The organism is Pseudomonas sp. RAC1, from assembly GCF_030658255.1.
Lineage (GTDB): Bacteria > Pseudomonadota > Gammaproteobacteria > Pseudomonadales > Pseudomonadaceae > Aquipseudomonas > Aquipseudomonas boreofloridensis.
In genome coordinates this window covers 47288-73077 of the sequence record NZ_JAUTXS020000010.1, presented here as the reverse complement: position 1 = coordinate 73077, position 25790 = coordinate 47288, and the positions used below count along the sequence as shown (strand labels likewise).

17 protein-coding genes are annotated in these 25790 nt (G+C 64.2%); 14 read left to right on the top strand and 3 right to left on the bottom strand.

Features of this window, described 5'->3' with window-relative positions; genetic code table 11:
* The first annotated feature begins 231 nt into the window (after positions 1-231).
* From Q7C30_RS01660 to Q7C30_RS01620, 9 genes are all read left to right on the top strand, one after another.
* Entirely contained in the window at positions 232-1431 is a 1200-nt protein-coding gene (locus Q7C30_RS01660; protein WP_317870418.1) for an amino acid aminotransferase, read from the top strand.
* Positions 1432-1633: 202 nt separating this feature from the next.
* On the top strand, positions 1634-2914 hold the full coding sequence (locus Q7C30_RS01655; protein WP_317870417.1) for a serine/threonine transporter: 1281 nt from the start codon (positions 1634-1636) through the stop codon (positions 2912-2914).
* 91 nt (positions 2915-3005) lie between these two features.
* Complete coding sequence (gene tpx, locus Q7C30_RS01650; RefSeq protein WP_029615159.1) at positions 3006-3506, top strand: thiol peroxidase; 501 nt, start codon at positions 3006-3008, stop codon at positions 3504-3506.
* Positions 3507-3728: 222 nt separating this feature from the next.
* Complete coding sequence (locus tag Q7C30_RS01645; protein ID WP_317870416.1) at positions 3729-5000, top strand: MdtA/MuxA family multidrug efflux RND transporter periplasmic adaptor subunit; 1272 nt, start codon at positions 3729-3731, stop codon at positions 4998-5000.
* The gene (locus tag Q7C30_RS01640) at positions 4997-8092 is read left to right on the top strand and encodes an MdtB/MuxB family multidrug efflux RND transporter permease subunit (protein ID WP_317870415.1); all 3096 of its coding nucleotides are present in this window, start codon (positions 4997-4999) and stop codon (positions 8090-8092) included. Before Q7C30_RS01645 ends, Q7C30_RS01640 begins: the two co-directional genes overlap by 4 nt.
* 127 nt (positions 8093-8219) lie before the next feature.
* Entirely contained in the window at positions 8220-11330 is a 3111-nt protein-coding gene (locus tag Q7C30_RS01635) for a multidrug efflux RND transporter permease subunit (protein WP_317870414.1), read from the top strand.
* A complete protein-coding gene (locus Q7C30_RS01630) occupies positions 11327-12817 on the top strand; it encodes an efflux transporter outer membrane subunit (RefSeq protein WP_317870413.1) in 1491 nt (496 codons plus the stop codon). Before Q7C30_RS01635 ends, Q7C30_RS01630 begins: the two co-directional genes overlap by 4 nt.
* Positions 12818-12908: 91 nt before the next feature.
* Complete coding sequence (locus tag Q7C30_RS01625) at positions 12909-17702, top strand: NEL-type E3 ubiquitin ligase domain-containing protein (protein WP_317870412.1); 4794 nt, start codon at positions 12909-12911, stop codon at positions 17700-17702.
* A gap of 179 nt (positions 17703-17881) precedes the next feature.
* Positions 17882-18436 (top strand): DUF4174 domain-containing protein, encoded by a 555-nt coding sequence (locus Q7C30_RS01620; protein ID WP_029612575.1) that lies wholly within the window; start codon positions 17882-17884, stop codon positions 18434-18436.
* Between the two features lie 71 nt (positions 18437-18507).
* On the opposite strand, the gene Q7C30_RS01615 is transcribed toward Q7C30_RS01620, so the two are convergent.
* From Q7C30_RS01615 to Q7C30_RS01605, 3 genes are all read right to left on the bottom strand, one after another.
* Complete coding sequence (locus tag Q7C30_RS01615) at positions 18508-19368, bottom strand: shikimate dehydrogenase (RefSeq protein ID WP_317870411.1); 861 nt, start codon at positions 19366-19368, stop codon at positions 18508-18510.
* A 162-nt stretch (positions 19369-19530) separates the two neighbouring features.
* Positions 19531-20871 (bottom strand): MFS transporter, encoded by a 1341-nt coding sequence (locus tag Q7C30_RS01610; protein ID WP_317870410.1) that lies wholly within the window; start codon positions 20869-20871, stop codon positions 19531-19533.
* A 160-nt stretch (positions 20872-21031) separates the two neighbouring features.
* Positions 21032-21715 (bottom strand): FCD domain-containing protein, encoded by a 684-nt coding sequence (locus Q7C30_RS01605; protein WP_304484929.1) that lies wholly within the window; start codon positions 21713-21715, stop codon positions 21032-21034.
* 275 nt (positions 21716-21990) lie between these two features.
* Here Q7C30_RS01605 and Q7C30_RS01600 point away from each other — a divergent pair, with 275 nt between their 5' ends.
* From Q7C30_RS01600 to Q7C30_RS01580, 5 genes are all read left to right on the top strand, one after another.
* A complete protein-coding gene (locus Q7C30_RS01600) occupies positions 21991-22776 on the top strand; it encodes a transporter substrate-binding domain-containing protein (protein ID WP_317870408.1) in 786 nt (261 codons plus the stop codon).
* 22 nt (positions 22777-22798) lie between these two features.
* Positions 22799-23464: an amino acid ABC transporter permease gene (locus Q7C30_RS01595; RefSeq protein WP_116888185.1), complete on the top strand. Its 666-nt coding sequence runs from the start codon at positions 22799-22801 to the stop codon at positions 23462-23464.
* Positions 23465-24112 carry an amino acid ABC transporter permease gene (locus Q7C30_RS01590; protein ID WP_029612583.1) on the top strand — a complete coding sequence of 216 codons (648 nt, stop codon included), beginning with the start codon at positions 23465-23467 and terminating at the stop codon, positions 24110-24112.
* On the top strand, positions 24099-24833 hold the full coding sequence (locus Q7C30_RS01585; RefSeq protein ID WP_317870406.1) for an amino acid ABC transporter ATP-binding protein: 735 nt from the start codon (positions 24099-24101) through the stop codon (positions 24831-24833). Before Q7C30_RS01590 ends, Q7C30_RS01585 begins: the two co-directional genes overlap by 14 nt.
* A 175-nt stretch (positions 24834-25008) precedes the next feature.
* Positions 25009-25788: an AraC family transcriptional regulator gene (locus Q7C30_RS01580; RefSeq protein WP_317870405.1), complete on the top strand. Its 780-nt coding sequence runs from the start codon at positions 25009-25011 to the stop codon at positions 25786-25788.
* The last annotated feature ends 2 nt before the right edge of the window (positions 25789-25790 follow it).

Genomic DNA, 25790 nt, shown 5'->3' with positions numbered 1-25790 from the left:
ATAACGTCGATACTGCAACGACAACAAGATAAATCGTTGCGCAGGCACAGCAAGACGGCCCTTTCTGAAAGATCCGTGGTGCGTTTCCGCTCAATTTTCCATGCTGTCATAACCCTCGGCATTGCAACGCCGCACACCCACCTTGCACATCCAGTGATGTTCCTCGCTCGCTCCTGCAGGTATGCTCGGGCCTGTCCTTCCGACTGTCCTGATTCCAAGGAGCTGCGCGCTGTGTTCAAACATGTCGATGCCTATGCCGGCGACCCGATTCTCTCGTTGATGGAGGCCTTCAAGGTCGATTCGCGGACCGACAAGGTCAATCTGAGTATCGGCCTGTACTACGACGAAGCCGGCGTGGTGCCGCAGTTGGCGTCGGTGAGCGAAGTCGAGAAGCGTCTGGCCGGCCAGCCGCACGAGGCGTCGCTGTACCTGCCGATGGAAGGCCTGGCCAGCTACCGCCAGGCGATCCAGGCGCTGCTGTTCGGTGCAGACCACCCCGCAATCATCGAGGGCCGAGTGGCCACGGTGCAGACGGTTGGCGGTTCGGGGGCGCTGAAAGTCGGCGCCGACTTCCTCAAGCGCTACTTCCCGCAGGCCGAGGTCTGGGTCAGCGATCCAACCTGGGACAACCACCGCGCCATCTTCGAAGGCGCCGGATTCAAGGTCCATACCTACCCGTATTTCGACCCAGCCACCCGTGGCCTCGACTTCGAGGGCATGTTGGCGAGCCTGCAGGCGCTGACGCAACAGAGCATCGTGCTGCTGCACCCGTGCTGCCATAACCCGACGGGCGTCGATCTGAGCCAGGACCAATGGCAGCAGGTGGTCGAAGTGGTCAAGGCGCGCCAATTGATCCCGTTCCTCGACATCGCCTACCAAGGCTTCGGCGAGGGCTTGGTCGAGGACGCCTACGCCATCCGCGAAATGGCCCGTGCCGGCGTGCCTTGCCTGGTCAGCAATTCCTTCTCGAAGATCTTCTCGCTGTACGGCGAGCGGGTAGGGGGGCTGTCGGTGGTCTGTGACGACATCGCCAGCGCGCACAGCGTGCTGGGTCAGCTCAAGGCGACCGTGCGCCGCAACTACTCCAGCCCGCCCAGCCATGGCGCGCTGCTGGTCGCCGGCGTGCTGGGCGACGCGCAGTTGAACGCGCAATGGCAAGCGGAAGTCGGCGCCATGCGCACGCGGATCCTGGCCATGCGCCAAGGCCTGGTCGAGGCATTGGCCCGACACCTGCCAGGCCAGGACGTCCAGTTCTTCCTGCGCCAACGCGGCATGTTCAGCTACACCGGCTTCAGCCCCGAGCAGGCGCGTCGTCTACGTGACGAGTTCGGTGTGTACATTCTCGACAGCGGTCGAGTGTGCATGGCCGGGCTGCGCGAGGATAACCTGCAGCGCGTCGCCGAGGCCTTCGCGGCGGTGCAGCAGGGCTGATGTCAGCGCCCTCTGGAAGCGGCGCCACGCCGTTCCAGAGGGCAGCGTTTCCCTGCTACACCCATCCCTCATGCCAACAGGGCTTCGCATTCGCCCCCATTCAGTGCACAATCGCGCCCCTCTTTTTCGGTTGGGGGTGGCGTGAGTCTCGTGTCTCGCCATGCTCAGCCTGTTGCAGTCTTGCGAGTGGAGTTGCACCCGGATGAATGAGCAGGCCCAAAGCGTCGAGCAACGCTTCGAATCGACCCAACACGCTGCCCTCGGCAGTTGGTCACGTCAAGACACCACCTGGATGCTGGGCCTGTTCGGCACGGCCATTGGTGCCGGTACGCTGTTCCTGCCGATCAACGCCGGTCTTGGTGGCTTCTGGCCGCTGCTGGTCTTGGCTGCGCTGGCATTTCCCATGACCTACTATGCGCACCGGGCCTTGACCCGCTTCGTGCTCTCCGGCAGCAAGGAAGGCGACATCACCCAAGTGGTCGAAGAGCATTTCGGCATCACTGCTGGCGCGCTGATCACCGTGCTGTACTTCTTCGCCATCTTCCCGATCCTGCTGATCTACAGCGTGGCGCTGACCAACACCGTGGCCAGCTTCATGGAGCACCAACTGCACATGACCCCACCACCGCGGGCGATCCTGTCGTTCGTGCTGATTCTCGGCCTGCTGGCTATCGTGCGCTGCGGCGAGCAGGCCACGGTCAAGGTCATGAGCCTGCTGGTGTATCCGTTCATCGTCGCCCTGGCGCTGTTGGCGCTGTACCTGGTGCCGCATTGGAATGGTGGCATCCTCGATACCGCGCACCAGGTGCCGTCCGGCTCGTCGCTGCTGCATACCCTGTGGCTGGCGATTCCGGTGATGGTGTTCTCGTTCAACCATTCGCCGATCATTTCGGCGTTCGCCGTGGACCAGAAACGCCGCTACGGTGCCCATGCCGATGAGCGCAGCGGGCAGATCCTGGCGCGGGCGCACCTGCTGATGGTGGCGATGGTGCTGTTCTTCGTGTTCAGTTGTGTTCTGACCTTGAGCAGTGCGCAACTGGCCGAAGCCAAAGCGCAGAACCTGTCGATCCTGTCGTACCTGGCCAACCATTTCAGCAATCCGGCCATCGCTTTCGCCGCGCCGCTGATCGCCTTCGTGGCCATCGCCAAGTCGTTCCTGGGCCACTACATCGGCGCCAGCGAAGGCCTCAAAGGCATCATCGCCAAGACCGGCGCTCGCCCGGGCGCCAAGACCCTGGATCGTGTCGTGGCGGTGCTGATGCTGGTGGTGTGCTGGATCGTCGCCACGCTCAACCCGAGCATCCTGGGCATGATCGAGTCGCTCGGTGGTCCGATCCTGGCGGTGCTGCTGTTCCTGATGCCGATGTATGCCATTCGCCGCGTGCCGTCGATGCGCAAATACAGCGGCGCGCTGTCGAACCTCTTCGTCGTGGCGATCGGCCTGGTAGCCTTGAGCTCGGTGGTCTACGGCCTGCTGGCCTGAGTGAGTCAAAGCCTGCGGGCTTGCCCGCTTGCAGGCTGGCGCTAAAAACGATTAACTCGGGATCCTTTTCAAACCCATAAGGATTCGCGCCATGGCTCAAGTGACTCTCAAAGGCAACCCGGTTCAGGTCAACGGCGAGCTGCCCAAGGTCGGTGCCCAGGCGCCGGCCTTCTCCCTGGTTGGCGAAGGTCTGGCCGACAAGTCGCTCCAGGACTATGCCGGCAAGCGCAAAGTGCTGAACATCTTCCCCAGTGTCGACACCCCCACGTGCGCCACCTCGGTGCGTAAATTCAACGCCCAGGCCAACGACCTGCCCAACACCGTGGTGCTGTGCATCTCGGCCGACCTGCCGTTCGCCCAGGCCCGTTTCTGCGGCGCCGAGGGCCTGACCAACGTGCACAACCTGTCCACGCTGCGCGGACGTGAGTTCATCGAGCAATACGGCGTAGCCATTGCCGATGGTCCGCTGGCAGGCCTGACCGCCCGTGCCGTGGTAGTGCTGGACGAACAGGACAAGGTCCTGCACGCCGAACTGGTCAAGGAAATCGCCGACGAGCCGAACTACGACGCGGCGCTGGCTGTCCTCAAGTAAGCCTGGGTCAACGCCGCTGCGCGCTGTGCACGCGGCAGCCTCGCTGAAAAGACGCGGCAATACGGCCCGGACGCCTTTCCGGGCCGTTTTCATTTAAAGTTCATTGTTTTAGCAACGTCAGCCAATGGTAAATCCCTGGTAAAGCTCCTTTGCTAAACCGATGCCAGTGCTTATCGTTCAGCCTCTCCGGCCGCCACTCTCTGAACAAGGTTCGTTCAATCCATGCAAGCTTCCGTTTCCCGCTCCCCCCGTCGCTGGCTGATCGGCCTGCTGATCCTGCTGCTGGTGGCCCTGCTGGCCTGGTGGCTGTGGCCTGCGGCTGCGCCCAAGCACACGGACCCGGCGGTACGCATGGGCAAGGGCGGGCGACCGGGTTTCGGCGCGTCCAGCGATCCAGTGCCCGTGCGCGTGGAGCCGGTCCGCGTCGGTGATTTCCCGCTGTATTACAAAGCCTTGGGCACCGTGACGGCGACCAGCACGGTCAACGTACGCAGCCGCGTCGCTGGCGAGCTGGTGAAGATTCACTTCACCGAGGGCCAGCAGGTGAAGGCCGGTGACCTGCTCGCCGAGATCGACCCGCGGCCTTATCGCATCGCCCTGCAACAGGCCGAAGGCACCCTGGCGCAGAACCAGGCGCAGCTCAAGAATGCCCAGGTCGATGTGGCCCGCTACAAAGGCCTCTACGCCGAAGACAGCATCGCCAAGCAGACCCTGGACACCGCCGAGGCTCAGGTCGGTCAGTTCCAGGGGCTGGTCAAGACCAACCAGGCGGCGGTCAACGATGCGCGGTTGAACCTGGAGTTCAGCCAGATCCGTGCCCCGATCAGCGGGCGTCTGGGCCTGCGTCAACTGGACCTGGGCAACCTGGTGGCGGCCAACGACACCACGGCGCTGGTGGTGATTACCCAGACCGAGCCGATCAACGTCGTCTTCACCCTCCCGGAAACCGAACTGGGCACCGTGCTGGAGCGCTATCGCAGCGGCGCACGGTTGACCGTCGAAGCCTGGGACCGGGGCGACAGCAAGCTGCAGGCCACCGGCGTGCTCGGCAGCCTCGACAACCAGATCGACACCAGTACCGGCACCCTCAAGTTCAAGGGCCTGTTCGAGAACAAGGACCGGGCCCTGTTCCCCAACCAGTTCGTCAACGTGCGCCTGCTGGCCGACACCCTCAAGCAGGTGGTGCTGGCCCCGGCAGCGGCGATCCAGTTCGGTAACGACGGCACCTTCGCCTATGTGGTCGGCGCCGACGACAAGGTCAATGTGCGCAAGCTCAAGGTCGGTGCCAGCGATGGCATCAACAGCGTGATTCTCGACGGCCTCAAGGATGGCGAGCGCCTGGTCCTGGAAGGCACCGACCGCCTGCGCGAAGGCACCCAGGTCGAGATCGTCGACGACAGTTCACAGGTGCCCGCCACTGCGGGTCAGCACCTGCAAGGCCAGGAAACCAAGGATGCCACCCAGGCCGGTGAGTCGAGCAAGGCGGGGGCATGAACATCTCGCGGCTGTTCATCCTGCGCCCGGTCGCCACCACGCTGACCATGCTGGCCATCGTGCTGGCTGGCCTGATCGCCTACACCCTGCTGCCGGTGGCGGCCTTGCCGCAGGTGGACTATCCCACCATCCGGGTCATGACCCTGTACCCCGGCGCCAGCCCGCAAGTGATGACCAGCGCGGTCACCGCACCGCTGGAACGTCAGTTCGGCCAGATGCCGGGGCTGAGCCAGATGGCCTCGACCAGCTCCGGCGGCGCCTCGGTCCTGACCCTGCGCTTCAACCTGGACATGAACATGGATGTCGCCGAGCAGCAGGTGCAGGCGGCGATCAATGCCGCCAGCAACCTGCTGCCCAGCGACTTGCCGGCGCCGCCGGTGTACAACAAGGTCAACCCGGCCGACACGCCGGTGCTGACCCTGGCCATCAGCTCGCGCACGCTGCCCTTGCCCAAACTCAACGACCTGGTCGATACCCGGGTGGCGCAGAAGATCGCGCAGATCAGCGGCGTCGGCATGGTCAGCATCGCCGGTGGCCAGCGCCAGGCGGTGCGCATCAAGGTCAATGTCGATGCCTTGGCGGCCAACGGCCTGAGCCTGGACGACGTGCGTACGCTGGTCGGCGCCTCCAACGTCAATCAGCCCAAGGGCAACTTCGACGGGCCGACGCGGGTGTCGATGCTCGACGCCAACGACCAACTGCGCTCCCCAGAGGAATACGCCAACCTCATCCTCAAGTACAGCAACGGCGCGCCGCTGCGTTTGAAGGACGTCGCCGAGATCGTCGATGGCGCCGAAAACGAACGCCTGGCCGCCTGGGCCAATGAAAACCACGCCGTGCTGCTGAACATCCAGCGTCAGCCTGGGGCCAACGTCATCGATGTGGTCGACCGCATCAAGACGATGTTGCCGTCGATCACCGACAACCTCCCGGCGGGCCTGGACGTCAGCGTGCTCACCGATCGCACCCAGACCATCCGCGCCGCCGTGCGCGACGTCCAGCATGAACTGCTGTTCGCCATTGCCCTGGTGGTGATGGTCACCTTCCTGTTCCTGCGCCGCTTCAGCGCCACGATCATTCCTTCCATTGCCGTGCCGCTGTCGCTGGTCGGCACCTTCGGTGTGATGTACCTGGCCGGCTTCTCCATCAACAACCTCACGCTGATGGCCCTGACCATCGCGACAGGATTCGTGGTGGACGATGCCATCGTCATGCTGGAGAACATCTCGCGCCATATCGAGGAAGGCGAAACGCCGCTGCAGGCCGCGCTCAAGGGCGCGCGGCAGATCGGTTTCACCTTGATTTCGCTGACGTTCTCGTTGATCGCGGTGCTGATCCCCTTGCTGTTCATGGCCGATGTGGTCGGCCGGCTGTTCCGTGAGTTCGCCATTACCCTGGCGGTGGCGATCCTGATCTCGCTGGTGGTGTCGCTCACCCTGACACCGATGATGTGCGCACGGCTGCTCAAGCGCGAGCCCCGGGAAGAGGAACAGGGCCGTTTCTACCGCGCCAGCGGTGCCTGGATCGACTGGTTGATCGAGCGCTACAGCCATGGCCTGCGCTGGGTACTGCGGCATCAACCGCTGACGCTGCTGGTCGCGCTGGCCTCGTTGGCGCTCACCGTCGTGCTCTACGTCATCGTGCCCAAGGGCTTTTTCCCGGTGCAGGACACCGGCGTCATCCAGGGCATTTCCGAGGCGCCGCAGTCGATCTCGTTCGCCGCCATGAGCGAGCGTCAGCAGGCGCTGAGCCAGGTGATTCTGCAGGATCCGGCGGTGCAGAGCTTGTCGTCCTATATCGGTGTGGACGGCGACAACGCCACCCTCAACAGCGGTCGCCTGCTGATCAACCTCAAGCCCCATGCCGAGCGCGACGTCACCGCCAGCCAGGTGATCGCCCGGCTGCAGCCGCAACTCGAGCGCCTGGTCGGCATCCGCCTGTTCATGCAGCCGGTGCAGGACCTGAGCATCGAGGACCGCGTCAGCCGCACCCAGTACCAGTTCAGCCTGTCGTCGCCCGATCCGGACATGCTCGCCGAATGGAGCGGCAAGTTGGTGCACGCGCTGCAGCAGCGCTCCGAGCTGACCGACGTGGCCAGCGACCTGCAGGACAAGGGGCTGCAGGTATACCTGGCGATCGACCGCGACATGGCCAGCCGCCTGGGCATCAGCGTGGCGCAGATCACCAACGCGTTGTACGACGCCTTCGGTCAGCGACAGATTTCCACCATCTACACCCAGGCCAGCCAGTACCGCGTGGTGCTGCAGGCCCAGGCGGCCGCCAACATCGGTCCGCAGATGCTGGAATCGATCCACGTCAAGGCCGCCGATGGCGGACAGGTACGCCTGTCGGCGCTGGCCCGGATCGAGCAGCGCCAAGCGCAGTTGGCAATTTCCCACATCGGCCAATTCCCGGCGGTGATGATGTCCTTCAACCTCGGCCAGGGCGTTTCGCTGGGCGAAGCGGTGCAGGTGATCGAACAGGTGCAGCACGACATCGGCGTGCCGCTGGGGGTGCAGACGCGCTTCCAGGGCGCCGCCGAGGCCTTCCAGGCCTCGCTGTCGAGCACCTTGCTGCTGATTCTCGCCGCCGTCGTGACCATGTACATCGTGCTCGGCGTGCTCTATGAGAGCTACGTTCATCCCGTGACCATTCTGTCGACGCTGCCTTCGGCGGCGGTCGGGGCGTTGCTGGCGTTGCTCATCAGCGGCAATGACCTGGGCATGATCGCGATCATCGGCATCATCCTGTTGATCGGCATCGTCAAGAAGAACGCGATCATGATGATCGACTTCGCCCTGGAGGCCGAACGTCACCAAGGCATGAGCCCGCAGGAGGCGATCTACCAGGCCGCGTTGCTGCGCTTCCGGCCGATCCTGATGACCACCTTGGCCGCGCTGTTCGGTGCCTTGCCGCTGATGCTGGCCACGGGCTCCGGCGCCGAGCTGCGCCAGCCCCTGGGCCTGGTGATGGTCGGTGGATTGCTGGTGAGCCAAGTGCTGACCCTGTTCACCACTCCGGTCATCTACCTGTACTTCGACCGCCTCTCGCGCCGCTGGCGGCGCAGCCCCGCGCTGGAGACTCAGGTATGAGTGGCAAGCGCGAAGCGGCGAGCGGCGAGCTGATTGCGAAGCGCTCGGGCACGACACGCGCAGACGCCGCGGCTTGCCGCTTGCCGCTTGAGGCGTACAGTTCGCCGCGACCGGTAGGGAGCGCTCGATGAACCTGTCCGGCCCGTTCATTCGTCGGCCCGTGGCGACCATGCTGCTGAGCCTGGCGATCATGCTGCTTGGCGGCGTGAGTTTCGGTCTGCTGCCGGTTTCGCCGCTGCCGCAGATGGACTTCCCAGTCATCGTGGTGCAGGCCAGCCTGCCGGGGGCCAGCCCGGAGGTCATGGCCTCGACCGTGGCCACGCCGCTGGAACGCAAGCTGGGCAGCATTGCCGGGGTCAACGTGCTGACCAGCAATTCCAGCCAAGGCTCCACGCGAGTGATCATCGGCTTCGAGCTGGGCCGCGACATCGACGGTGCCGCGCGTGAGGTCCAGGCTGCGATCAACGCCACGCGCAACCTGTTGCCCAGCGGCATGCGCAGCATGCCGACCTACAAGAAGGTCAATCCGTCGCAGGCGCCGATCATGGTGCTGTCGCTGACCTCCGACGTCCTGTCCAAAGGCCAGCTGTACGACCTGGCGGACACCATCCTGTCCCAGAGCCTGTCACAGGTCACCGGGGTGGGCGAGGTGCAGATCGGCGGCAGCTCGTTGCCAGCGGTGCGCATCGAGCTGGAACCGCAACTGCTCAACCAGTACGGGCTGTCCCTGGACGAAGTACGCACCGCGGTGGCCAATGCCAACCAGCGCCGCCCCATGGGGTTCGTCGAGGATGACCAGCGCAACTGGCAGGTGCGTGCCAACGACCAACTGGAAAAGGCCGATGACTACAAACCCCTGGTGATCCGCCAGCAGAACGGCGCGATCCTGCGCCTGGGGGATGTGGCCAAGGTCCGCGATGGTGTCGAGAACCGCTACAACAGTGGTTTCTTCAACAACGATGCGGCGGTGCTGCTGGTCATCAACCGCCAGGCCAACGCCAACATCATCGAGACCGTGCAGCAGATCAAGGACCAGCTCCCGGCCTTGCAGTCGCTGCTGCCGGCCAGCGTCAAGCTCAACGTGGCCATGGACCGCTCGCCGGTGATCAAAGCGACGCTCAAGGAAGCCGAACACACCCTGCTGATCGCCGTGGTGCTGGTGATCCTGGTGGTCTACCTGTTCCTGGGCAACCTGCGCGCCTCGTTGATTCCCAGCCTTGCGGTGCCGGTGTCGTTGGTGGGTACGTTCGCGGTCATGTACCTGTGTGGCTTCTCGCTCAACAACCTGTCGCTGATGGCGCTGATCCTCGCCACCGGACTGGTGGTGGACGACGCCATCGTGGTGCTGGAGAACATCTCACGGCATATCGAGAACGGCGAGAAACCCATGCGTGCGGCATTTCTCGGCGCCAAGGAGGTCGGTTTCACGCTGCTGTCGATGAACGTCTCGCTGGTGGCGGTGTTCGTTTCCATCCTGTTCATGGGTGGCATCGTGCGCGGGTTGTTCCAGGAGTTCTCGATCACCTTGGCGGCCGCGATCCTCGTTTCGCTGCTGGTGTCGCTGACCCTCACGCCCATGCTGTGCTCGCGCTGGCTCAAGCCGCACACCGCGCGCCAGCAGACACGCCTGCAGCGCTGGAGCGACCGGCAGCACCAGCGCATGGTCGCTGGCTATGACCGCAGCCTGGGCTGGGCCTTGCGCCATCGGCGCCTCACGTTGCTCAGCCTGCTGGCGACCATCGTGCTCAACGTTGCCCTCTACGTGATCGTGCCCAAGACCCTGATGCCGCAGCAGGACACCGGTCAGTTGCAGGGCTTCGTGCGCGGCGACGATGGCCTGTCGTTCAGCGTCATGCAGCCGAAAATGGAAACCTATCGACGCGCGCTGCTGGCCGACCCGGCCGTGCAGAGCGTGGCCGGCTTCATCGGCGGCAATAGCGGCACCAACAACGCCTTCGTGCTGGTGCGCCTCAAGCCCATCGGCGAGCGCAAGGAAAACGCCCAGAAAGTCATCGACCGGCTGCGCAAGGAGCTGCCGAAAGTGCCGGGCGGGCGGCTGTACCTGATGGCCGACCAAGACCTGCAACTGGGCGGCGGCGGGCGTGACCAGAGCTCCTCGCAGTACCTGTACACCCTGCAGAGTGGCGATCTGGCAGCCCTGCGTGAGTGGTTCCCGAAAGTAGCGGCGGCGTTTCGCAAGCTGCCGCAGCTCACCGCCATCGATGCGCGTGACGGTGCCGGCACCCAGCAGGTGACGCTGGTGGTCGACCGCGACCAGGCCAAGCGCCTGGGCATCGACATGGACATGATCACCGCGGTGCTGAACAACGCTTACAGCCAGCGGCAGATCTCCACCATCTACGACAGCCTCAACCAGTACCAGGTGGTGATGGAGATCAACCCGCGCTATGCCTGGGACCCGAGCACACTGGAACAGGTGCAGGTGATCACCGCCGACGGCGCGCGGGTGCCGCTGTCGACCATCGCCCACTACGAAAACAGCCTGGCCAACGATCGGGTCAGCCATGAAGACCAGTTCGCCTCAGAGGACATCTCCTTCGATGTCGCCGAAGGCTATAGCGTCGATCAGGCGCTGGCGGCGGTGGAGCGTGAGGTGGCCAAGCTGGGGCTGCCCGAATCGGTGATCGCCAAGCTCGGCGGCGACGCCGATGCTTTCGCCAAGACCGCCCAGGGCCAGCCGTTCATGATTCTCGGCGCCTTGGTACTGGTGTATCTGGTGCTGGGCATTCTTTACGAGAGCTACATCCATCCGCTGACCATTCTCTCGACCCTGCCTTCGGCTGGAGTGGGCGCCTTGCTTACGTTGTACCTCACCGGCGGGGAGTTCAGCCTGATTTCGTTGCTCGGCTTGTTCCTGCTGATCGGGGTGGTGAAGAAGAACGCCATTCTGATGATCGACCTGGCGCTGCAACTGGAGCGCCACGAAGGCCTGACGCCTGAAGAGTCCATCCGCCGCGCCTGCCTGCTACGGCTGCGACCGATTCTGATGACCACGCTCGCCGCGATGCTGGGCGCGTTGCCGCTGCTGCTCAGCCAGGCCGAAGGCGCGGAGATGCGCCAGCCGCTGGGCCTGACCATCATCGGCGGCCTGGTGTTCAGCCAGGTGCTCACCCTCTACACCACTCCCGTCGTCTACCTGTACCTGGACCGCGCGCGCCATCGTTTCAACCGCTGGCGCGGCGTGCGTACCGACGCCGCCCTGGATACTCCGCTATGAATTTTGCCCAGACCCCGCTGCACCGTGCCCTGCAACTGCTGACCCGTGGCCGCGGCTCACGCCTGCTAGGTGCCGGGCTGTGCGTCGCGCTGCTCAGTGCCTGCACGCTCAGCCCCGACTATCACCGTCCCGAGGTCAGCACGCCGGTGCAGTTCAAGCAGGCCGAGGGCTGGACCCAGGCCAAGCCCTCGGATGCCATTGCCCGTGGCGCCTGGTGGGAACTCTACGGCGACCGCCAGCTCGATACCTTGGTCGAGACCCTCAACAGCAGCAATCAGACCGTGGCCCAGTACGAAGCGCAGTACCGTCAGGCCCAGGCCCTGGTACGTAGCAGCCGTGCGTCGCTGTTTCCATCGCTGAACCTCACCACCAGCAAGAACCGTTCGGCCCAGGGGGCGGGGAGTTCGAGTTCGAGTCTGTCGAACAACAGCAGTGGCATTCGCAACACCTACAACGCGCAATTGGGGGTGAGCTGGGAGATCGACCTGTGGGGCAAGCTGCGCGAAACCCTCAATGCCAATGAGTCCAGCGCCCAGGCCAGTCTGGCCGACATGGCGGCAATTCGGCTGAGCCAGCAGTCCGAGCTGGTGCAGAACTACTTGCAGTTGCGTGTGATCGATGAGCAGAAGCGGCTGCTTCAGGCCACGGTGGCCGCGTACGAACGCTCGCTGCGGATGAACCAGAACCAGTACCGCGCCGGCGTCGCCGGGCCCGATGCCGTGGCCCAGGCGCGCACCCAGCTCAAGAGCACCCAGGCCGACCTGATCGACCTGGCTTGGCAACGTGCCCAGTACGAAAACGCCATCGCCGTACTCATGGGCAAGGCGCCGGCCGAATTTTCCTTGGCCGAAACCCGCGACATCCCTGCATTGCCGCAGATTCCGTTGAGCCTGCCGTCGCAGTTGCTCGAGCGTCGTCCGGATATCGCGTCTGCCGAGCGCAAGGTCATGGCCGCCAACTCGAACATCGGCGTGTCGCGCGCCGCCTATTTCCCCGATCTATCGCTGAGCATGAATGGTGGCTATTCCAGCAGCAGCTTCAGCAACTGGATCGAATTGCCCAATCGCTACTGGTCGGTCGGCCCGCAACTGGCGCTGACTCTGTTCGATGCTGGTAAACGCAGCGCCGAGGTCGATCGCACCGTGGCGGTGTATGACCAGACCGTCGCGCAGTATCGCCAGACGGTGCTCGATGGCTTCAAAGAGGTGGAAAACTACCTGGTGCAGTTGAAGGTCTATGCCGATGAGGCTGTGGTACGTCAGGAAGCCCTGGATTCGGCGCGCGAGTCGTTGCGTTTGACCGAGAACCAGTATCGCGCTGGGTTAATCGGCTATCTGGACGTGGTCAACGTGCAGACTACCGCCCTGAGCAATGAGCGCAGTGCCTTGAACCTGCTGCAGGGGAGGCTGGTGGCCAGTGTGCAGTTGATCGCAGCACTGGGCGGGGGCTGGGACGCCGAGCAGGCCTTATCGCCAGTCGAGGACTGAGCGAGTCGACGCATTCTACGTGGCAACTATCTAGCGCCTGAGCGCACCGCCTGCTCCTTAGCCTCAGGGCTTTTCCCAGGAGCATGCCATCGTGACTCACGCTATTCCTCCCTCGGCAGCGCATCAGGACTGGATCATCGGTCGGCGCTTGCCCAATTGGCTGGCGACCGCCAGCCTTGAACAGGTTCAGGCACTTCAGGATGCGTTGAGCTTGAGCCTGTATTTTCACGAACGGGCCAGAGCGCTGTTGGCTGGACTTCAGTCCCCGGATGCTTACGCCGCGCCCTTGCTGAGCGCAGCGCTCGAACAGCAGATGGGCAGGGCTGTCGAGCTGGATGCCTTGCGGTTCAGAGTCGGCACCCGCGAACCTGTACTGACCTCGCAACCCATCGGTTACCCAGTGACCAAGGCGGTGTATCGCGAGATATCACTCTTGGAGGCAGCTCTGCGCAACTTCAGCGCCGAGCAGGCTGAGGAGGGTGGACAGCTGGAAGGCAATCGGCTGCTCCGGCCCGATGACGAACAGGCTGTACTGCCCACTGCCGCGCAGTTCGCCCAACTGTGCCGCGAGGTGGATGTGGGTGGGCAGTATCAGGCGCATGTGGACCAGGTGCTGCAACCTGACGATCACGCCGACGAGCCGGCAGGCGCAGCGCAGCGCCGGACCTTGTCCCTTCTGGCCCGCGCACACCGCTATGGGATGCTCGCCGATGCTCATGTGGCGCGCCTGAAAGGCCACTTGAGCGAGCAGGAGTTACAACTGGTGGTGCAGGTGTGCAGCTTGACCGTCAAGCCAACCTTCCAAGGTTGTCCGGTTCAGACCAAGCGCCTGCAGTTGTTCGGCACTGCGTTGGAGCGCATCGTGATATTGGATGTGCGCGACGAAAGCCTCAGCCCTCTCTATACCTCCAGTCAACGTGTGCTGGTGCATATTCCAGGCGATCCGCACACCCCTTGGAGTGCATTTCCCACCTTGCGCTACTTCGCCAACGACTTGGGCAAGCGCCTGCGCACTGCCGACTATCAAGCATTTTTCAGTCGCTTCGTTCGCAGGCGGCAGGCCAATGCATTCTTCAATCAGCTGGTCAGTGGCTACGCGGGCGTATCAGATCTGGCCAATATCGCGCTGCAGGAGCACATGCTGCCGTTGCCTGAGCCCTTGTTCGACCAATTGGCGCAGGCACGTATCGCACAGATCAAGGACGATGCTGCGATGATCGCGGTACCGGTCAGTGCCGTCGATGAGCAGGTGCAGCGCGAGCACGATCAACGCTTGGCCAGCGAAGGCTGGGCATTGCTGAGTTTGGCGGGATTCTTCGTGCCGGTGATCGGCCTGGGGTTGCTGGCGGTGACCGCCTGGGAGCTGCTGGGCGAGGTCTACCACGGCGTCGAGGCCTGGCGAGAAGGCGATACCAGTGAGGCGTTGGACCACCTGCTCAATGTGGCGGGCGATGTCGCTGCATTCGCGGTCACGGCCGCCGGAGTGGGTGTGGTGCGCGGTGCCTGGAGTCGATCACGCTGGGTCGACGAGCTGCTGCCGGTCACCCTGGAGGATGGCAGTACACGCCTGTGGCACGAAGACCTTTCGCCCTGGCGCGACGCACCGCCGGCCGAGGCGCGCTGCGACGAACAGGGCCTCTGGCGCCACGGCGACCGTACCTGGGTCCAGATCGATGAACATCACTATCCGGTGCGACAGCGCGCCGATCTGCGCTGGCAGCTTTTGCCGCACAACGGTCACGGCCCGCTGCTCGAACACAACGGCGCCGGTGCCTGGCGTTTGTGGTGGGAGCAGCCGCTGGCCTGGGACGATCCGCATCGGCTGTGTCGGCGCCTGGGCGGGGCCTGGGCGCGACTGGATGACCAGCAGTTGGACGAAATCATGCAGATTCACGGCCTGGATGCCGCGCAATTGCGCGCGCTGCATGCCGATGGACGCAAGCCTCCTGCAGTCTGGCAGGACAGCGTCGAGCGCTACGATCTGGACCGCCGCATTCGGGGCACCGTCAGCCAGTTGCGCAGCGGCCAGCCGGCGAGCGACGGTCTGGTGCTCGCCCATGCGCGGCGCTTGCCGGGTGCCGCCGACGTCAGCGATCAAGCCCTGGCCGAGCGGATCTGGGCACAGCGTCGAGAACTGTTCGAGCAATTGTATGAGGCCACGCGGCCCAGTGACGCGCCCGGGGCGCAGATCGTGCGACGGCAGTTCACCTCGCTGCATTCACGGGGCGCTGCCCAGGTGCTCAACGATGCCCGTGCTGCGGATCGCGAACGTTTGTTGCAAGGGGCACGCGTGCCGCTGGCCCTGGCGGAGGCGGCGCGTGAAATGGTGCGGCAGATCCGTGTCGCCCGGGTGCTGGAGGGGTTGTACCTGGACGCCAGCCAGGACGCGGATCTGGCGCGGGTGGTGTTGCACCTCTTGGGCCGATCGCCTGGGCCGGCCGCCGCTAGCGGATGGCGTCTGTACGAGCATTCATTGTCGGGGCCCACGCTGCTGTCGATCGAAGCCGGGGAGGGCGCGGCCAGCTTCGACCTGGTTCATCTCAATGGCAGGTTCCAGTTGGCGCAGGGAGGCCATGCACTCGGCGAGCGGGGCGAGTTGTTCGAAGTCATCGCGCGCACGTTGGATGAATCGCGCTGTACGGCGATGGGACTGAGCGACCCACTGCCGCATAACCTGCGCGTGCGCATGGCCCGACTGGCTGCCCGTCAGCCGGGCGAAATCCAGCAGGCCCTGGGGCTGCGCTCGCCAGTTGGCGGCTTCCGGCCGCCCCAGCGTCTGGCTGACGGACGCCTGGGCTATCCACTCAGTGGGCGCGGCGCGAGACGCCAGTCCCGCGCATTGTATGCACGGGTTCGGGCGCTGTACCCCAATTTCAGCGACAGCGAAGTGGAGAACTGGCTGATTTCCGTACGCGCACAAGGTCTCGACCATAACCTCGAGCTGCAGCGCCTGGGGGCAGAGCTCGACACGCTGCGCGAACACCTCGCTGCCTGGACCCAGCAAGCGCCGGGGCTGATGGCCCGTGCCGAGCGCTCTGCCATGAGGGATGCGCTGATGGCTGTCTGGCGCCGCCAGTCTCAGCGCGTGGCCAATCAGGTCGGCGAGCCGATCGGCTATCGCCTGGCCCTCTGGGGACTGCCCATGCGTCGACTACCAGACATCCCGGCGCAGGTGCGCTTCGGTCATGTGGTGTCGCTGAACATGACCAGCATGAGCCTGGAAGAGATCCCTGATTCGTTCATGAACGCCTTCACCGGCTTGCAGTCCCTGGCGCTGAACAACAACGCGTTGAGCCGATTACCGGCCAACATCGAGCACTTGCCTGAGTTGCGCGAGCTGGACCTGTACGGTAACCAGATTGTGCTCGACCCTGAACAGGCCGAGCGTCTGGGTCGTTGTACCCGTTTGCAGCGGCTGAACCTGTCGTTCAATCCGCTGGGGCGGGTGTTCTCGGTGGCTGCCATGCCGCGCCTGATCTCGCTGCAGGTGCGTGCGACGAGCATCAGCGAACTGCCGAGCGGTCTGTTCGACCGCCACCTGCTGGAAGAAGTGGACCTGCGCAACAATCTCATTACACGGGTGCCGGACGACTATTACCGAGTCCCGCTGTGGGTTTCGGGTGCCATCCTGCTAGCCGAGAACCCGCTGGAGTCCGGCTCGGCCAACCGGCTGCGCAGTTTCATGAGGGTGAACGGCTGGCTGGAGGAAACGGACCCTGCCTCAGGGGTCGACGAACCCGAGTCGCTCGATCTTGCTCAGGCTTTGGACTATGCGCGCGAGGGGTGGATGCGCAGCATCGCGCCGCGTGAGGCCAGAGGTTTCGGCGAAGCCTGGGACGCCTTGCAGGCCGAGCCGGGCAGTCAGGACTACTTGGCCTTGCTGGCTCGTCTGCGCGAGACCCGCGATTACCGAACCGATCCTACCGGCCTGGGCAGCCGAGTCGCGGCCACCCTGCAGGCTGCCCAGGACCATGCCGAACTGCGTCAGGAGCTGTTCGACCTGTCCAGGGGGCTGGAGGGGTGTGACGACGCGGTGATTGGCCGCTTCAGCGATCTGGAAGTCCATCTGCTGGTGTGGCGAGCACGGTGTGAGGCCGAGCGCGGTGCCGAAGAGTCCGCTCTGCTGTACCTGGGTCGACAGTTGTGGCGGCTGGACGAACTCGATCGCATCATCGCCGAAGACCTGCAGGGTCGGCGCCAGGACGGTGGGCATCCGGATGAAGTCGAGGTAGGACTGGCCTACCGGCTAGGCCTGCGTGACGAGTTCGATCTGCCGGGGCAACCGGCGACCATGAGTTACCGCGAGGTGGCTGGTGTGGGTGCGGATCAGTTGGACGACGCGCGGGCGCGGTTGCATGAGAGCGAGACCGACGAGGCGGTGGCGCAGTCGATGGTCTGGAAGTCCTTCTGGCGCACCCATCTGCTGCGCAGCGATCCAGAAGGCTTCGAGCGATTGGACCAACGTTTCCACAGCCGCCTGCAAGTGATCGAGGACATGGCCGAGGGCAAAAGCTATGACCAGGTGCTGCTCGATCGCGCCGCACAGATCGACGCCTTGCAGCAACGGGCGCGGGTGTTGGGCGATGAAGCACAGGCGCTGGGCGAGGGTTCTGAGGCGCGGGTGCGCAATGCAGCGGCTTTGGCCGAAAACGCCCGCCAGTTGCAAGAGAGCCAGAGTGAATTGGCAGCGATGCAGGACGATTCGGCGTTCGCCGAACAGGTGAGGGCACTGACGGTGTCCGCCGATGACTATGAAAACTGGCTGCGCAGCATTGGTCGGGACCGAGAGGCGGCGTGGGATGCACGCATATTGGCATACACCCGTGCAGCACTCGCCCAGGCCAGGCCCGAACCGCAACCGGGGCCCAGCCACAGGCGTCCCTGATGCCTTGATCGACTATGCTTGCAGATGTGTAGGAAGCTTCTGAGACGTTCGGGGCCGTTTCCGAAATCCCACGTTACCTTTAGTCTAAGCCGGTGCCTGATCCCTTGGTTTAGGCTCTGGCTCGGATCTTTCTCCCTGATCTGTAGTCCCTGGTTAATCGAGAAAACAAGGAGATGCTCATGCTCGTCCGGTCACTGACCCTCGCCACCCTGTTCGCCGTCAGCGGACCGCTGTTCGCCGCCGACAGCGACGCTCCACTGGCCAAGGAACTGGGCAAGGCACGGCCATTGGTCGTCATCGCGCCCAGCAGCGCCGACCCGACGCTGCGCGGCCTGGAGCAGGCCATCAAGGATCCTGCCACCGAAGCCGGGTTCAAGGAGCGCAATCTGGTGCTGTTCAGCGTGGCCAGCATGATGGGCAAGCGCGAAGACAAAAACCTCGAACAGCAGACCACCATGGCCTTGATTCGTGAGCTCAAGCTCGGGGCGAGCAAAGGCACCCGGGTGATCCTGATCGGCAAGGATGGCGAGCGTCATGTCCTCAAGGACGACGACACCCCGGAGAAGCTCGACCCGCAAGCGGTGTTCAAGGCAGTCGACGAACTGCCGGCCAGCGAAAAGGCCGTGACTGCGCCTGAACCGGTGGCTGTGGCGCCAGCCGGCAAGCCGGAGAAGCCGAACAAGGGGACCAAACCTGTCAAGCCCGCTGCGGCGCCCAAACCACTGGACGACTGATTGCGCTCGGCGATGCGCAGGTCTGGGCGATGGTGCTCATCTGGCCTTTGCCTTCGATCTGCCTGTGATCCTCAGCCCAGCCGCGCAAAATGCGCCTGCATGCGCGCGGCATCGGCCGCCCGGCCGCTGAACAGCTCGAACGCCTTCACCGCTTGGAATACCGCCATGGTGCCGCCGTCCAAGGTACGGCAGCCCAACGCTCGGGCATGGCGCAGCAATTCGGTTTCCAGTGGGAAGTAGATGATTTCCGCTACCCACAACCGTGCATGCAGCAAATGCACCGGCAGCGGAGTGCCGGGCAGTTTGCTCATGCCCACCGGCGTGGTGTTGACCAGGCCGTCAGCCGCGGCCAGCGCAACCGCCAGATCATTGCCGAGCAGCGCCCGGCCAGCACCGAAACGCTGTGCGAGGTTTTCTACCAGGGCTTGCCCGCGAGCGGCGTCGACCTCGAACAGGGTCAGTTGCTCCACGCCCTCGGCCAGCAGTGCATGCGCCACCGCCGAACCTGCACCGCCCGCACCCAGTTGCACCACCTGGCGGCGCGCCACATCGGGCAAACCACGGCGCAGACCTTCGGCAAAGCCCAGGCAGTCGGTGTTGTGGCCAATGCGCTTGCTGCCTTTGAATACCACGGTGTTCACGGCGCCGATGCCACGCGCTTCTTCTGACAGTTCGTCGAGCAACGGCACGATGGCCTGCTTGAACGGGAAGGTAATGTTCAGGCCGGTGAAGCCGCTGCGCTGCGCGCCGTCCACCAGCGCAGGCAGTGCGCTATCGTCCACGCCGAGTTGATCGGCGTCGATCAGACGATACAGATAACGCAGGGATTGGGCATCGCCTTCGCCTTGGTGCAAGGCTGGCGTGAGGGAGGCTTGGATACCACGACCGACAAGGCCGGCGAGAATGCCGTGGGCGGCAAGGGGGGAGGTCATGACAGTGCATCGCTTTTGTTATTGGATGCGATTATTTTTGTACCATCTGGTTAGTTTTGTAAACGCAGACCTGCTTCGCCTTGGGGATTTGGGGCGGTAATCGCCCGCAGCTTTAGGCGTCGTTACCCAAACAGGGGGCGTAGCCAACGCCCCCTTCTTTCGTTACAACGCGTTGGCTCGCCCACGGGTCGTCGATGGGCCGCCGAGTGTTTCGTCATCCAGTGAAACGCGTGAGGTTTCCGGCAGCGCCAATCCACCGACCAACGCAACCAAAGCAATCACCACCAGATAGAAAGCCGGCGCCAAGCTGCTGCCAGTCTGGGTGATGAGCCAGGTCGCCACCAGCGGTGCGGTGCCGCCGAACAGGGTATAGGCCACGTTGTAGGTAATCGCCGACGCAGTGTAGCGGGTGCGGGTCGGGAAGCTCTCCGACAGCAAGGCAGCGGTCACTACACCACTGGACAAGGCGCCGACTGCCAGCAGGATCACCCCTAACAGGGCGCCGGACATCGAGCCGGAACTTGCCAGCCAGTAGGCGGGGAATACGCAGACCATTACCCACAGGCAGGTGAAACCGATGGTCCGACGTCGGCCGATGCGGTCCGACAACGCGCCGGCCAGCGGGCATCCGGCGGCAGCGAACAGCAGTGCCACCGTGGTCACCAGCAGCGACTGGGCACGGCTGAGATGACCGACCATCTGCAGGTACGTGGCGAAGTAGGTGGTGAACATGTAGAACGACAACGCCGTCAGCGAGATGAAGGCCCCCAGGTTGCGAATAGCTCGGCCATGGTGGCGCAGGGTGTCCTTCAGCGGCGAGTGCTCGTGCTGGCGACCCTCGGCCAGCGCCTCGCGGAAGGCCGGCGTTTCCTCCATGCGCCAACGCAGGTACAGGCCCACCAGACCCAGGGGCGCGGCGATCAGGAACGGTACGCGCCAGCCCCAGGCGTTCATGGCATCGCTGCTCAGGCTGGCTTCCAGGCCGTAGGCGATCACGGCTGCACACGCGAACGCGGAAAACGTCGAGACCGGCACGAAGCTGCCATAGAACGCCCGGCGCTCACGTGGGGCGTGCTCCATCAGGTAAGCGCAAGCGCCGGCATACTCGCCTCCGGCAGAAAAACCTTGCAGGCAGCGCGCCAGCGTCAGCAATACCGGGGCGGCGATGCCGATGCTGGCGTAGGTCGGCAACAGGCCGATCAGTGTGGTGGAGCCGGCCATCAACAGGATGGTCAGCGAGAGGATACGCTTGCGTCCCAAGCGGTCGCCCAACGCGCCGAAGACGATGCCACCCAGCGGGCGCAGGGCGAAGGCGACGGCGAATACGGCGAAGGTCTTGAGCAAGGCGACGCTGGCATCCTCGCTGGCGAAGAACTGGCTGGCGATCAGTGTGGCGAGAAAGCCGTATACGGCGAAATCGAACCACTCGACGAAGTTGCCGATGGCCGAGGCGGCAATCACGCGGCGCAGGGTGGCGGGGGATACCTCATGGGATGCGGACATGGGCACGTGCTCCGGTTGGCGTAGGCAGCCTGATGGGGGCGGACAGGATCATGCCCTGTCGTCTGGTTATCAGGTGCAGTACACCTCAGCGCGTCGACCGCCGCATCCTTGAGCACGACACCCAGATATCCGTTTGGACCGATCCGGGCGCCAACGCTATTCAAACCGTGAACACCACCCCGGTGCGCGAGGCGGCGTTGCGGATATGCGCTTGCATGGCCCGCTGGGCGGCGGCCTGGGCGCGGCGTTCGAGGGCCTTGAGGATAGTGCGGTGTTCCTGCCAGGTTTCCATGGCCCGCTCGGGACGACTGAAGGGCAGCTTCTGGCTTTCCAGGAAGATCTCCCGGCTGCTGGTGATCACCTGCAGCATCGCCTGATTGCCGCAGGCCTGCAGCAGCGCCTGGTGGAACTCGAAATCCAGTCGCGCCGCCGCCTCGAAGCGGCCCGCGCGCAGCTCCACGCGCATGGCCTCGACGTTGGCCCGAAGCCGGTCCAGCGGATCGGCGGTCAGGGCCAGCGCGGCTTGGCCGGCGGCAAATCCCTCCAGGGCATAGCGCATCTGGAAGGTATCGGCCGCCGACACTTGCTCGGCATAGGGCCAGGCGAATCCACCCGGTGCCGGGCTCTGCACGAAGACACCTTTGCCGGCCTGCACGCTGATCAGACCCAGTGCGCTCAACGAGGACAGGGCTTCGCGCAGGGAGGCCCGGCTGACGCCGAGGCGATCGGCCAGGTCGCGTTGCGAGGGCAGGGCGTCGCCGGGTTGATAACCGCCTTCGTCGATGAGCTTGCGGATGGCCTGCAGGGCGAGTTCCGGTACGGCGCGGGGGAGGGTGTCGAGCATGCTGTTCAGACCGGTAGGAGGGCGATGACGCTGACGTTGTACGGCGATCTGCCGGTGCTGGCAAGCCTTGCGCCAAGCTGGCGCAGCGCGGATTACAGCGCACGAAAGCAGGGCGCACGAGGCCGACCGAGTGAGATCTAGAGCTCAACTGTTCAGACCAGTAAGACCTTGTAGAACCCGCGCCACGCGCACTCGCGGTCGATTTCAGGACGAGCTGGCATGCTGCCTGCAATGGCCTGCAGCGCACACCCATTCGACTTTCCGCGAGGCCTTCCATGACGACGTTCCGCTCCCTGCTCCTGGCCACCCTGTTCTGCAGTGCGGGCCTGACGCTCACACCCGCCCAGGCCGATGCCCTGAGCGACATCGCTGCCCGTGGCGTGCTGAAGGTCGCCGTGCCCCAGGATTTCCCGCCCTTCGGCTCGGTTGGCCCCGACATGAAGCCGCGCGGGCTGGATATCGACACCGCGCAGTTGCTGGCCGACAAACTGGGCGTCAAGCTGGCGCTGACGCCGGTCAACAGCACCAACCGCATTCCCTTTCTCACCACCGGTAAAGTCGACCTGGTGATTTCCAGCCTGGGCAAGAATGCCGAACGTGAAGCGGTGATCGACTTCTCCCAGCCCTACGCGCCGTTCTACCTGGCGGTGTTCGGTCCGGCCGACGCGGCGATCGACGACATCGGCGCAGTGGCCGGCAAGACCATCAGCGTCACCCGCGGCTCGATCGAGGACATGGCGCTGAGCGCCGTCGCACCCAAAGACGCGGTGATCAAACGCTTCGAGGACAACAACTCGACCATCGCCGCCTACTTGTCCGGCCAAGTACAGTTGATCGCCAGTGGCAGCGTGGTGATGGCGGCCATCGCCGAGAAGAACCCGGCCAAGGTGCCGGTGGTCAAGGTCAAGCTCAAAGACTCGCCGGTCTACGTCGGCGTCGCCAAGCACGAGCCGGCATTGCTGGACAAGGTCAACAGCACACTGGCTGCCGCCAAGGCCGACGGCAGCCTGAACCGCAACGCCGAGAAGTGGCTCAAGCAACCGCTGCCAGCCGACCTTTAAGCGCCAGGCGGACTCTCGGACCATGGCCTATCAATTCGACTTCGCGCCCGTGCTCGCCCAGAGCGACCTGCTGCTCAAGGGCGCACTGTTCACTCTGGAGCTGACCGCCATCGGTACGGTGCTTGGCCTTGCCATCGGTGTGGTCGGTGCGGGCGTGCGGGCCTGGCGCCTGCGCCCGTTCGACCTGCTGTTCGGTGTGTACGTGGAACTGATCCGCAACACGCCGTTCATCGTTCAGCTGTTCTTCATCTTCTTCGGTCTGCCGGCACTGGGTGTTCGCCTGAACGAGTGGGAAGCCGCGGTGCTGGCCATGGTGGTCAACCTCGGCGCCTACAGCACCGAGATCATTCGCGCCGGTATCCAGGCGATCCCCAAGGGCCAGCTGGAGGCCGCGGCAGCGCTGGCCATGAGTCGCTTCGAGGCGTTCCGGCACGTGGTGCTGCGCCCGGCCCTGGCCAAGGTCTGGCCGGCGCTCACCAGCCAGATCGTGATCGTCATGCTCGGATCGGCGGTCTGCTCGCAGATTGCTACCGAGGAGCTGTCGTTCGCGGCCAACTTCATCCAGTCGCGCAACTTCCGCGCCTTTGAAACTTACCTGCTGACCACCGCCTTGTATTTGCTGATGGCCATCGTCGTGCGCCAACTGCTCAACTGGCTCGGCCAGCGTCTGCTGATGGGGAAACGCTGAATGGATTTCACCTTCTGGGACATCGTGCGCAACTTGCTGGTGGGGTTGCAGTGGACCCTGGCGTTATCGCTGGTGGCCTTCGTCTGCGGCGGCCTGGCCGGACTGTTGGTGCTGATCGGACGGATCTCCGAGCGCGCCCTGCCACGGCGGCTGGCGCGTGCCTACATCGAACTGTTTCAGGGCACGCCGTTGTTGATGCAGCTGTTCATGGTGTTCTTCGGCATTGCGTTGTTCGGTGTCGATGTTTCGGCCTGGGCGGCGGCGGCCATTGCCTTGACCCTGTTCACCAGTGCATTTCTCGCCGAGATCTGGCGCGGCTGCGTGGAATCGATCCCGCAAGGGCAGTGGGAGGCCAGCGAAAGCCTGGCGCTGAGCCGTCTGGAGCAACTGCGCCACGTGATCCTGCCGCAGGCCCTGCGTATCGCCGTTGCGCCGACCGTGGGCTTCTCGGTGCAGGTGGTCAAAGGCACCGCTGTAACCTCGATCATCGGCTTCACCGAGCTGACCAAGACCGGTGGCATGATCGCCAACGCCACCTTCGAGCCGTTCATGGTCTACGGCCTGGTCGCGCTCGGCTACTTCATCCTCTGTTATCCGCTCTCGCTGAGCGCCCGCTACCTTGAAAGGAGGCTGCATGCCGCTGCTTAGAGTGTCCGCGCTGCACAAGTATTACGGTGACAATCATGTGCTCAAGGGCGTCGACCTGAGCATCGAAGAAGGTGAAGTGGTGGCCATCATCGGCCGCAGCGGCTCGGGCAAGAGCACCTTCCTGCGCACCCTCAACGGTCTGGAATCGATCAGTGACGGGGTGATCGAAGTGGATGGCGAATATCTCGATGCCAGTCGCGCCGATTTGCGCGCACTGCGCCAGAAGGTTGGCATGGTGTTCCAGCAGTTCAACCTGTTCCCGCACCTGACGGTCGGTGAGAACGTGATGCTTGCACCGCAAGTGGTGAAGAAGGCCGGCAACGCCGAGGCGCAGGCGTTGGCCCGGCAGATGCTGGCTCGAGTTGGCCTGGCCGAGAAGTTCGACGCCTATCCGGACCGTCTTTCCGGCGGACAGCAGCAGCGGGTGGCCATCGCCCGAGCCCTGGCGATGTCGCCCAAGGTGCTGCTGTGCGACGAGATCACCTCGGCGCTGGATCCGGAGTTGGTGAGCGAGGTGCTGGGTGTGGTGCGCCAGTTGGCCCGCGAGGGCATGACCCTGGTCATGGTCACCCACGAGATGCGCTTCGCTCGGGAAGTGGGCGACAAACTGGTGTTCATGCACCAGGGCAAGGTGCACGAGGTGGGCGATCCCGAAGCGCTGTTCGCCGCGCCGAGGACGCCGGAATTGGCTCACTTCATCGGCATGACCGCGCCGGCCTGACGCCAAAGGGAGGAGGTGACATTGCCAGCCAAAGGCTTATGCTGTGCCGAATCCATGAGCCTTCCGACTGTCCTGCCATGATCAGATCTCAAACCCTGTATCGCCGGTCCCGCAAGGGTCGTGCGCTCACGTTTTCAGGTTGCACAGCCCTGCCGAGCGATCTTGGGAAGTGGGTATGAGCACCCACTCGCAATTCTGGCGCGATCCAGCACTGCCCTTCGTCGAAGCGCGGCGGGTCGGGGATGGTCGTGAAGTCTGCTATGGCCCGCATTCCCATGAGGGCTTTTCCATCGGCGTGGTGACGGGCGGGCGCAGTACCTATCTCAATGGTCACCAATGGCGAGAACTGGCAGCGGGTGCCACCGTCCTGATGAACCCGGGTGCAGTCCACGCGTGTAACCCCATCGCCGATGAGCGATGGTCGTACCTGATGCTGTATGTGGATCTGCCCTGGCTACAGGCCCAGGGGTTCGTGCTGCCAGTGGCGACGTGGAGTGATTGTCCCCGTCTTTATGGGCACTTGCTGGAGGTGTTCGGGCAACTGTTCGACGGCCACACCGTGAACGCCGAGGCAATGCTGAAGACGTTCTTCAGGGCGCTGCCGATGTATCTGGAGGTGCCCGAGCCACGGCCGCTATCGGCTCATCCCCAATTGGAAACCGCAGCGGCCTTTATTCGCGCCCATCGGCTCGATCCGTTGAGCCTCGAAGACATCTGCGCGGCAGCGGGATTGTCGCGGGCCTATCTGATTCGTGCCTTCCGCCGTCGCTTCGGCCTCACCCCGCATGGTTACCTGATCGATCAGCGTGTGCAGCATGCGCGGGCTGAGCTGCGTCGGGGGCGGGGCATCGCCGAAGTGGCGCTGGAGGCCGGGTTCGCCGATCAGGCGCATTTGCAACGCGCCTTCAAGCAGCACGTGGCGGCAACGCCTGGACATTACCGCAGCGGTCGGTGATC